Genomic DNA, 9,429 nt, shown 5'->3' with positions numbered 1-9,429 from the left:
GGCGAGATCGTCGAGATGGTGCTCGGCGGGGCGGAGTTCGCGGCCTTCGCCGCCGCCGCCACCGCCCTCGGCGCGACCAGGTTCGAACTGCTCGTGGCCGCGCTGGGCATGCTGCTGCGCCGCTACGGCGCCACCGGCTCGCCGCTCGCCCTCGACCTCGGCACCCGGACCGACCAGACGCGGCACCACATCGGGAACTTCGTCGCGCGGGTGCCGTTCGTCCCGCATCCGGAGCCCGGCGAGGACCTCCCCGCCCACCTGCGCGCGGTCCAGGCCGAGCTGCGCGAGCTGTACCGCTTCCGGCACGCGCCACCGCCGGCGACCTCCGCCCCCGTGCTGCTCAGCTACCGCAGGAGGGCACCCGCGCCGAGCTTCCCCGGCCTCGGGACCGGCGTGGAGTGGACGGTCTTCAACGGTGCCGCCCGCCGCGCGCTGCACGTCCAGGCCGTGGACGGCGACCTGAGCCTCACCCTCGGCCTCCGCTTCGACCCCGCGGTGATCGGCCACGACGACGTGGCCCGCGTCGCGGGATACCTGCGCGCCCTGCTGCGCGCCATCGCCGGCGAGCCGTACGCGAAGGTCGCGGACCTTCCGGCGCCGCCTCACCACGAATCCGACGAGGAGCTCCAGTGACCGACCTGTCCCCCCCGGCCCCGGACCCCGTGCTCGACAGCCCGGAGCGGGAGGACCCCGTGATCACCCAGGTGCGCGAGATCTGGCAGGAGATCCTCCGGCTCGACGACATCGGCCTGGAGGAGGACCTCTACGACCTCGGCGGCCACTCGCTGACCATCACCCAGATCATCGCCAGGACCCGGCGCAGGCTGGGCGTGGAGGTCTCCCTCGACGTCTTCTTCGACAACCCCACCATCGCCGGCCTGGCCGAGGAGGTCACGCGGCTGCGAGGAGGGCTCGCGTGAGCGCGCTCTCCTACGCCCAGGAGCGGCTGTGGTTCCTGGACCGGCTCACCCCCGGGGACGGGACCTACAACATGGTCGTCTGCGAGCGGCTCATCGGGCCGCTCGACCCCGGCGCGCTGGCCCGGGCGCTGAGCGAGATCGTCGCCAGGCACGAGTCGCTGCGGACCGTCTTCCCCGAGGCCGGCGGCGCCCCCGCCGCGGTGGTCCTGGACCCGGCCCCGGTGGAGATCGAACGGCTCGACCTGACCGGCGGGGACGGGGACCATCCCTCCGGGACGGCCGGGGAGCGGCTGCGGGAGCTGCTCGCCGAGCGGAGCAACTGGCCCTTCGACCTGGCCGAGGGGCCCCTGTTCCGGGCCGCCCTGCTGCGCACCGGACCCGGTGAGCACGTCTTCCTGCTGGTCGTGCACCACATCGCCGGGGACGCCTGGTCGATCGAGCAGGTGCTGTTCGCCGAGCTGGCCGCGCTGTACGCGGCCTTCACCGCCGGGCTGCCGTCGCCGCTGCCGCCCCCCGCCCTGCAGTACCGCGACTACGCGCGCCTGCAGCGCGAGCGGCCGGCCGAGCTCGACGGCCTGCTCCGGGAGCTCGACGGGGTGCCGGTGCTGGAGCTGCCCGCCGACCGGCCGCGCCCCGCCGTGCGGACCACTGGAGGAGACCTGTCCGTCCACCGGATCCCGGTGGAGCTGTGGCAGGAGGTCACCGCGCTGGCCAGGGCCGAGCGGTGCACGCCGTTCATGACCGTCCTGGCCGCCTACCAGGTGCTGCTGTCCCGCTACACCGGGCAGGAGGACTTCTGCGTCGGCACCCCCGTCGCGGGCCGTGACCACGAGGAGTACGAGTCGGTCTTCGGCATCTTCATCAACACCCTCGCCCTGCGCGCGGACCTGGCCGGCGACCCCACCTTCCGCGAGACGCTCAAGCGGGTGCGGCGGCGCGCCTTCACCATGTACGGCCACGCCGCGGTGCCGTTCGAGCGGGTGGTGGGCGAGCTGCGGCTCGACCGGGACCCGGCCAGGACGCCGCTGTTCCAGACGATGCTCATGCTGGGCAACCCCGACGGCGGGACGCTCACCCTCGACGGCCTGCGCACCGAGCCGGTGCTGTCGGGCCTGACCGGCGCCAAGTTCGACCTCGCCCTGGACGTGGTCGTCTACCCCACCCACGTCCAGCTCATGTTCACCTACAGCACCGACCTGTTCGACCGGTCCACGGTGGAGCGGATGGCCGCCCACTTCGAGACGTTGCTGCGGTCGATCGTCGCCGACCCGGGCCGCCGCCTGTCGGAGCTGGAGATCCTGCCCGCCGGCGAGCTCGCCGCCGTCCTCGGCGAGCCCCCCGAGGAGCTCGCCTGGGAGACCGGGGCGCTGCTGCTCGACCACCTGATCGCCCGGCAGGCCGCCCGGACCCCCCACGCCCCCGCCGTCATCGTCCCCGGCACGGCCGGCGCCTCCGCGACCTCCGACGCCCCTGCCCGCCCCGCCGTCCCCGGCACGGCCGGCGGTCCCGGCGGCACGGTCCTCACCTACGGCGGACTCGACCGGGCCGCCACCGCCGTCGCCGACCGGCTCCGCCTGCTGCTGGCCCGGACGGCGCCGTCCGGGCCGGCCGGCCAGGGCGCGCGGGTCGCGCTGGCGCTGACCGCCGGGCCCGAGGCCGTCGTGGCGCTGCTGGGAATCCTGAAGGCGGGCGCCGCCTACGTGCCGCTGGACCCGGCGCAGCCCGCCGAGCGGCTGGCCTACCTGCTGGCGGACTCCGGCGCGGCGGTGGTGATCGCGGAGGAGGCCGGGTTCGCCGGGTTCACCGGGCCGATCGTGACCCGGGCCGACCTCGCCTTCTGGACGACGGAGCGGGCGGCGGTCCCGGAGCCGGCCGTCAGGCATCCCGACCAGGCCGCCTACGTGATCTACACCTCCGGATCCACCGGACGGCCCAAAGGCGTGGTCGTCGGCCATCGCACGCTCTCCCACCTGGCCAGGTCGTTCCGGGACCTGCACGGGTTCGGGCCGGGGGAGCGGGTCCTCATGGTCCCGCCGCTCAGCTTCGACGCCTCGGCGGGAGACGTCTTCCCCGCGCTGATCAGCGGCGCGGCGCTGGTGCTGCACCCGGACCCCGCCTCGCTCACCGGCCCCGCGCTCGTCGACCTGTGCGCCGAGCACTCGATCACCATGGTCGACACCGCCTCGGCGCTGTGGCAGCAGTGGGTCGAGCACCTGGAGGAGGCCGGGGAGGGCGGGGCGCGGGCCGGCGGCGCGGGGTTTCCGCTCACCACGATGATGGTCGGCGGCGAGGGCGTCCCGCTGGAGCGCCTGCGGGCCTGGGCCGGGCTGACCGGCGGCCGGGTCGCCTTCCACAACCACTACGGCCCCACCGAGGCGACCGTCTGCGCCACCGCCTACCGGACGGTCGACGGGTCGGAGCTGGGCACGGCCACGCACCTGCCGATCGGGACCGCGCTGCCGCACACCCGCGTCTACGTGCTCGACCGGCACGGCAACCCGGCCCCGATCGGCGTGCCGGGCGAGGTGCACATCGGCGGCGAGTGCCTGGCCCACGGCTATCTCGGCCGCCCGGGCCTGACCGCCGGACGCTTCCTGCCCGACCCCTTCTCGCCCCGTCCGGGGGCCAGGATGTACGCCACCGGCGACCTGGCCAGGGTCCGGCCCGGCGGGAACCTGGAGTTCCTCGGCCGGACCGACCGGCAGGTGAAGGTCAACGGCAACCGGATCGAGCCGGGCGAGGTCGAGGCGGCCTGCCTGGCCCATCCCGGCGTCCGCGAGGCCGTGGTCGTCGCCGGGGCCCGGCGGCTGGTCGCCTACCTGGTGGGCGAGCCGCTCACCACGGCGGCCCTGCGGGCCTTCCTCGCCGACCGGCTCCCCGGCTACATGATCCCCGGCGCCGTCGTCATGCTCGCGGCCCTGCCCCTCACCTCGCACGGGAAGATCGACTTCCGGGCCCTGCCGGAGCCGGACCGGGACGGCGACGCCCCGCCGTACGAGCCGCCGAGAGAGGGCACCGAGCGGGCGCTCGCGGCGGTCTGGGCCGAGGTGCTCAAGGTCGAGCCGGGCCGCCGGGACAACTTCTTCGACCTGGGCGGCCACTCGCTGCTGGCGCCGCGGATCGTCTCCGGGATCGCCGCCGGGCTGGGGGTCACGGTCCCGATGACCGCGCTGTTCGCCACCGCGGACCTGGCCGAGCTGGCCGCCGTCGTGGACGGCCGGCCGGACGAGGCGGTGGACCTGCGCGCCGAGGCGGTCCTGCCCGGCGACATCGCCCGCACCGGCGCGCCGGTCCCGGACGGGCCACCGGGACGGGTGCTGCTCACCGGCGCCTCCGGGTTCCTCGGCGCCTACCTCCTGGCCGGTCTGCTGCGCGCCACCGAGGCCGAGATCCACTGCCTGGTCAGGGGCGACGACCCGGTCGGGCGGCTGCGCGGCAACCTTGAGCGCCACGGCCTCTGGGAGGACCGGTTCGCCGGCCGGATCGTCCCGGAGCGCGGCGACCTCGGCGCCCCCGGGCTCGGCCTGCCGCCCGGACGCTCCGCCGAGCTGGCCGACTCGGCCGACCTCATCGTGCACAACGGCGCCCTGGTCAACTTCGCCCTGCCCTACCGGCGGCTGCGGGCGGCCAACGTGGACGGCGTCCTGGAGATCCTGCGCCTGGCGGCGCGCGGCCGGATCACCACCCCGGTCCACCTGGTCTCGACGCTCGGCGTCCACCTGACCCCGGGCGAGCGCACGGTCAGGGAGGGCGACCCGCTGCCCGACCCGGACCTGCTCCACCTCGGCTACGACCAGAGCAAATGGGTGGCCGACCGGCTGGCCGGCGCCGCCCGGCGGACCGGGCTCCCGATCGCGATCCACCGGCCCGCCCGCGTCTCCGCCGACAGCCGCACCGGCCGGTCCGCGCCCGGCGACTTCCTCGGCAGGCTCTTCGCCACCTGCGCGCTCCTGGGCTCGGTGCCCGACGGGGAACGGCTCGACATGGCACCGGTCGACCACGTCGCCGCGGCGATCGTGCACCTGGCCCGGAGCCGCGCCACCGGGGACTTCCACTACTACAATCCGCGCGTCCTGAACTCGGCGGAGCTGGCCGAGGGCCTGCGCGAGAGGGGCTTCCCGGTGCGGCTCGTGCCCGGCGGGCGGTGGCGTCGGCTGGTCCGCGACCGGCTGGCGGTCGGGGACGACCTGCCGATCGCCCTCTACCCGGCGTTCGTCGCCGACCACGAGGGGCCCGGCGGGCCGTCCTTCGACTGCTCGGCCACCGAGGAGACGCTCGCCGGGGCGGGGCTGGTCTGCCCGCCCGCCGACGGAGCCCTGCTCGGCCGGTATCTCGACCACTACATCGGCGCCGGAGTCCTCGCGGGGGCCCGCCGTGCGTGATGGGATCCGCCGGTTCGTGGTGATCTGGGCGGCGCAGCTCCTGTCCATCATCGGGTCGAGCCTGACCGGGTTCGTGCTGGGCGTCTGGGTCTACCAGAAGAACGGCTCGGCCACCGAGTTCGTGCTGATCATGCTCTGCGCGGTCCTGCCCGAGGTGCTGCTGTCGCCGGTGGCCGGGGCGGCGGCCGACCGGTGGGACCGCCGGCGGCTGCTGATGGCGGCCGACGCCGGGGCCGCCGCGGTGACCGGGGTGCTGGCGGTGCTGCTGGCCTCCGGCGCGCTGGAGGTCTGGCACGTCTACGCGATCACGGTGGCCGGTTCGGTCTTCGGCACCTTCCACATGGCCGCCTACCACTCGATGATGCCGCTGATCATGCCGCAGCGGCACCTCGGCCGGGCCAACGGCCTGATGCAGGTGGCCGACTCGGTCAAGATCGCCGCCCCGCTGCTGGCGGGGACGCTGCTGGTGACGGTCGGGGTCACCGGCGTGGTCGTGGTCGACCTGGCGACGTTCCTGGTCACCCGGGTGGTCATGTTCGCCGTACGGCTGCCGCCGGAGGTCACCCGGCCGGGCGCCGCGACCCCGCCCGAGCCGCTCCGCCGGGACCTGCTCCACGGCTGGCGGCACCTGCGGGCCAGGCCCGGACTGTTCCAGCTCGTCATGGTGCTGGCGGCCTACAACCTGTTCTTCGGGATGTCCGGGGTGCTGGTCCAGCCGCTGATCCTGTCGTTCGGGTCGCCGGCGGTGCTGGGCGCGCTGATGTTCGCCGGTGGCGCGGGCGTCTTCGCCGGGGGTCTCGTGCTGAGCGCCTGGGGCGGACCCCGGCGCCGGATGCGCGGCATCGCGGTGTCGGTGGCCCTCGGCGGGGTGCTGCTGACCCTGCACAGCCTCGCCCCGTCGCCGTGGCTGATCGCGGTGGTGGCGCCGGCGTTCCTGTTCACGCTCCCGTTCGTGCAGGGCGTCGGGATGACCGTGCTGCAGCTCAAGACGGACCCGGCGGCGCTGGGCCGCGTCCTCAGCACGGTCCGCACGCTCACCCAGGCCGCCACCGTCCTGACCTACCTGGCCGCCGGCCCCCTCGCCGACCACGTCCTCGAACCGATGATGGCCCCCGACGGGGCGCTCGCCGGCACCCTCGGCAGCGTGATAGGCACCGGCACCGGCCGGGGTCTGGCGGCCGTCTTCCTCCTCACCGGGCTGGGCCTGCTCCTGCTCGCCCCGCTCGCCTACCTCCGGCCCCGTTTCCGCAACGTGGAGTCCGAGCTCCCCGACGCCGAGGACGTGCACCCGCCGGAGCCCGTCCCCGCCAAGACCGATCCCGCACGTTCACCGCCGGACGACGACGCCGCCACCGCCCGCCCCCCGGGGCGGGAGGAGGGCGCGGGTCCGGAGGCCGAGACCGAGCACCCCGACGTCGCGCAAGGCGTTCACATCGCGCAAGGAGACAGCGATGCCGTTGTATCTCGACCCTGACGAACTCCGTGACCAGGCACCCGGGCCGCATCTCGATCTGATCGGGACGATGGCGTTCCGGGCGGCCGGCGCCGCCCAGCGGCTGGGGGTCTTCGAGGCACTCCTGGACGGGCCGCTGCCCGTGACCGAGCTGGCGGCCCGGACGGGCACGGACGCCGGCGCCCTGCCCGTCCTGCTGGACGCGCTCGTCTCCTTCGGCTACCTCGACCGGCTGCCCGACCGGCGCTACGCCGCCAGCCCGATGGCGGCCGCGCTGGACCGGCGGAGCCCGTGGAGCTACGCCCCGGCGCTGGCCTTCTGGCAGGACCTGCTGGGCGAGCTCTGGGACGGGCTGGAGGAGACCGTCCGCACCGGCCGTCCCCAGGCCGACTTCTACGGGTGGCTGGAGAGCCGGCCGCGGACACTGCGCGAGTTCCAGGCCATGCTGGACGGGATGGCCACCGGGCTCGCGCCGCTGGTCGCCGCGGCCGCGCCCGACCCGGGGGAGCGGCTGCTCGACGTCGGCGGCGGCCACGCCCGCTACAGCATCGCCTTCTGCCAGGCCCATCCCCGGCTCACCGCGACGATCGTGGACCTGCCGGAGGCGCTGCGGGGCGGCCGGGCCAGGATCGAGCGGGCCGGGCTGGGCGGCCGGGTCACGGCGGTCCCGGGCGACGTGGCCAGGGCCGACCTCGGCGCCGGCCACGACACGGCGCTGCTGTTCAACCTCTGCCACGGCTTCGACGGGCCGGGCAACCGCGCGCTGCTGGCGCGGGTCGCCGCCGCGCTGCGTCCCGGCGGCACGGTGCTGATCCTGGAGTCCTTCGCGGATCTGCCCGAGGGCACGCCACCGGTGGCCGAGGCGTTCACCCGGGCCTTCAGCCTCAACCTCGCCGTCACCCAGGGCGGCCGGATCTACTCCTTCGACGAGGTCGCCGGATGGCTGGCCGAGGCCGGGTTCGGCCGGATCGAGCGGCACGCGATCGACGGCCCCAGCGAACTGCTCGTCGCCCGCCTGCCCGGCGCGGGGCGGACCCCGGAGACAGACGCGGAGCGGATCCCGGAGTCCGGGGCGGAGCGGACCCCGGAGACAGACGCGGACGCGGCCCGGACCCGTGGGGAGGACGGATGAGGCGCCGGATCATCATCGTCGGGGCGGGCCCGGCGGGGACGCTGCTGGCCTGCCACCTCGCCGGGCGCGGCTTCCAGGTGGACGTCTACGAGCGGCGGGCCGACCCCCGCCTGCTCGACGAGGACGAGAGCAGGTCGATCAACCTCGGCCTGTCCGCCCGGGGGATCAGGGCGCTCGACGGCATCGGGCTGATGGGGACGTTGTGGCCGCTCACCGTGCCGATGCGGGGCCGGGCCATCCACCTGCCCGGCGGCGGGGCACCGTTCCAGCCCTACGGCGCGCACGAGGGGGAGATCCTCCACTCGGTGCTGCGCCGGGACCTGATCACCACGCTGATCGACCACGCCGAGACCCTGCCCGGGGTGAGCTTCCACTTCCGGCACCGGCTGGTCGGCCTCGACCGCGAGGCGGCGGTCGTCCATCTCGTCGAGGAGGACACCGGGGCCGCGCTCACCGTCCCCGGCACCGCGGTGATCGGCGCGGACGGTGCGTTCTCACAGGTCCGCACCCATATGCAGCAGGGGCTCAGGGTGGACCACCACCAGGAGTTCCTGGAGTGGGGGTACAAGGAGCTGACGATCCCCGCCGCCGACGACGGGTCGGCCAGGGCCAGGCTGGAGGCCCTGCACGTGTGGCCCGGCCAGGACGCCCTCATCGTCGCCCACCCCAACCGGGACAACTCCCTCACCGGCACGCTCTTCCTGCCGGCCGGGCGGTTCGCGGAGATCGCCGACCCGGAGGCGTTCTTCCGGGAGCGCTTCCCCGACGCGATCGAGCTCATGCCCCATCTGGCCAAGGAGTACGCCGAGCATCCCGTCGGGCATCTGGTGTCGATCCGCACCTCGCTCTGGCACTACCGGGACAGGGTCGCCCTCATCGGCGACGCCTGTCACGCGGTCTACCCCTTCTACGGCCAGGGCATGAACGCGGCGCTGGAGGACTGCACGGTCCTCGACCGCTGCGTCGGCGCCCACCCCGATGACCTCGGCAGGGCCTTCGCCGAGTACCAGCGCCTGCGCAAGCCGCACACCGACGTGCTGGACGAGCTGTCCAGGCAGAACTTCGTGGAGCTGCGCGAGCGGCTCCGCTCCCCGCTCCACCTCGCGCGCAAGAAGGCGGACCTGCTGCTCGCCCGGCTCCTGCCCGGCCGCTGGGTCCCGCTCTACACGATGATCTCGCACACGACCATCCCGTACGCGGACGCCCTCACCCGCGCCCGGCGCCAGGACGCGATCCTGCGCTGGGCCGGGACCGCGGCGGGCGCCGCGGCGCTGGCCGCCGTACGGCGGAGCACCCGGAAGGGCGGAGCACGATGCTGACCGATCCCGCGGACCCCACCCGCCTGCTGGTCGAGACCTCCGACCTGGACGGCGGCCACGAGCTGGTCAGGCGGTACGGCGCGGCCCTCGGGGAGATCGTCGCCTGGGCGCGGGAGTATCTGTGCCGCCCCCACGGCGACCTCGGTAGGAAGGGCCCGGTCTGCCCATACGCCCAGACGTCGCTGGAGCGGGGCACCTTCTACCTGGGCGTCCATCCCGGAAC

5 protein-coding genes and 2 pseudogenes are annotated in these 9,429 nt (G+C 75.0%); all 7 read left to right on the top strand.

What is annotated here, in order from left to right; translation table 11 throughout:
• Positions 1–633: pseudogene (locus ACWDS7_RS06595) on the top strand (hypothetical protein); the annotation flags it as partial.
• Positions 630–920, top strand: a complete 291-nt coding sequence (locus ACWDS7_RS06590; RefSeq protein ID WP_306856998.1) for a phosphopantetheine-binding protein — start codon at positions 630–632, stop codon at positions 918–920. The pseudogene ACWDS7_RS06595 and the gene ACWDS7_RS06590, both read left to right, overlap by 4 nt.
• The gene (locus ACWDS7_RS06585) at positions 917–5,302 is read left to right on the top strand and encodes a non-ribosomal peptide synthetase (protein WP_451928411.1); all 4,386 of its coding nucleotides are present in this window, start codon (positions 917–919) and stop codon (positions 5,300–5,302) included. The genes ACWDS7_RS06590 and ACWDS7_RS06585 overlap by 4 nt, the downstream gene beginning before the upstream one ends.
• Complete coding sequence (locus tag ACWDS7_RS06580) at positions 5,295–6,776, top strand: MFS transporter (protein ID WP_451928410.1); 1,482 nt, start codon at positions 5,295–5,297, stop codon at positions 6,774–6,776. The genes ACWDS7_RS06585 and ACWDS7_RS06580 overlap by 8 nt, the downstream gene beginning before the upstream one ends.
• On the top strand, positions 6,754–7,887 hold the full coding sequence (locus tag ACWDS7_RS06575; protein WP_451928409.1) for a methyltransferase: 1,134 nt from the start codon (positions 6,754–6,756) through the stop codon (positions 7,885–7,887). Before ACWDS7_RS06580 ends, ACWDS7_RS06575 begins: the two co-directional genes overlap by 23 nt.
• Positions 7,884–9,206 carry an FAD-dependent oxidoreductase gene (locus ACWDS7_RS06570; RefSeq protein ID WP_451928408.1) on the top strand — a complete coding sequence of 441 codons (1,323 nt, stop codon included), beginning with the start codon at positions 7,884–7,886 and terminating at the stop codon, positions 9,204–9,206. The genes ACWDS7_RS06575 and ACWDS7_RS06570 overlap by 4 nt, the downstream gene beginning before the upstream one ends.
• A pseudogene (locus tag ACWDS7_RS06565) lies at positions 9,200–9,427 on the top strand (DUF6875 domain-containing protein); the annotation flags it as partial. The gene ACWDS7_RS06570 and the pseudogene ACWDS7_RS06565, both read left to right, overlap by 7 nt.
• Between the last annotated feature and the right edge of the window lie 2 nt (positions 9,428–9,429).

Source organism: Streptosporangium sp. NPDC003464, from assembly GCF_053588315.1.
This window is presented reverse-complemented; position numbering and strand designations above follow the sequence as displayed.

Bases quoted from the DNA above. Each gene is read 5' to 3' on its own strand.
- ACWDS7_RS06575 (WP_451928409.1), top strand. From the start codon at position 6,754: ATGCCGTTGTATCTCGACCCTGACGAACTCCGTGACCAGGCACCCGGG.
- ACWDS7_RS06570 (WP_451928408.1), top strand. From the start codon at position 7,884: ATGAGGCGCCGGATCATCATCGTCGGGGCGGGCCCGGCGGGGACGCTG.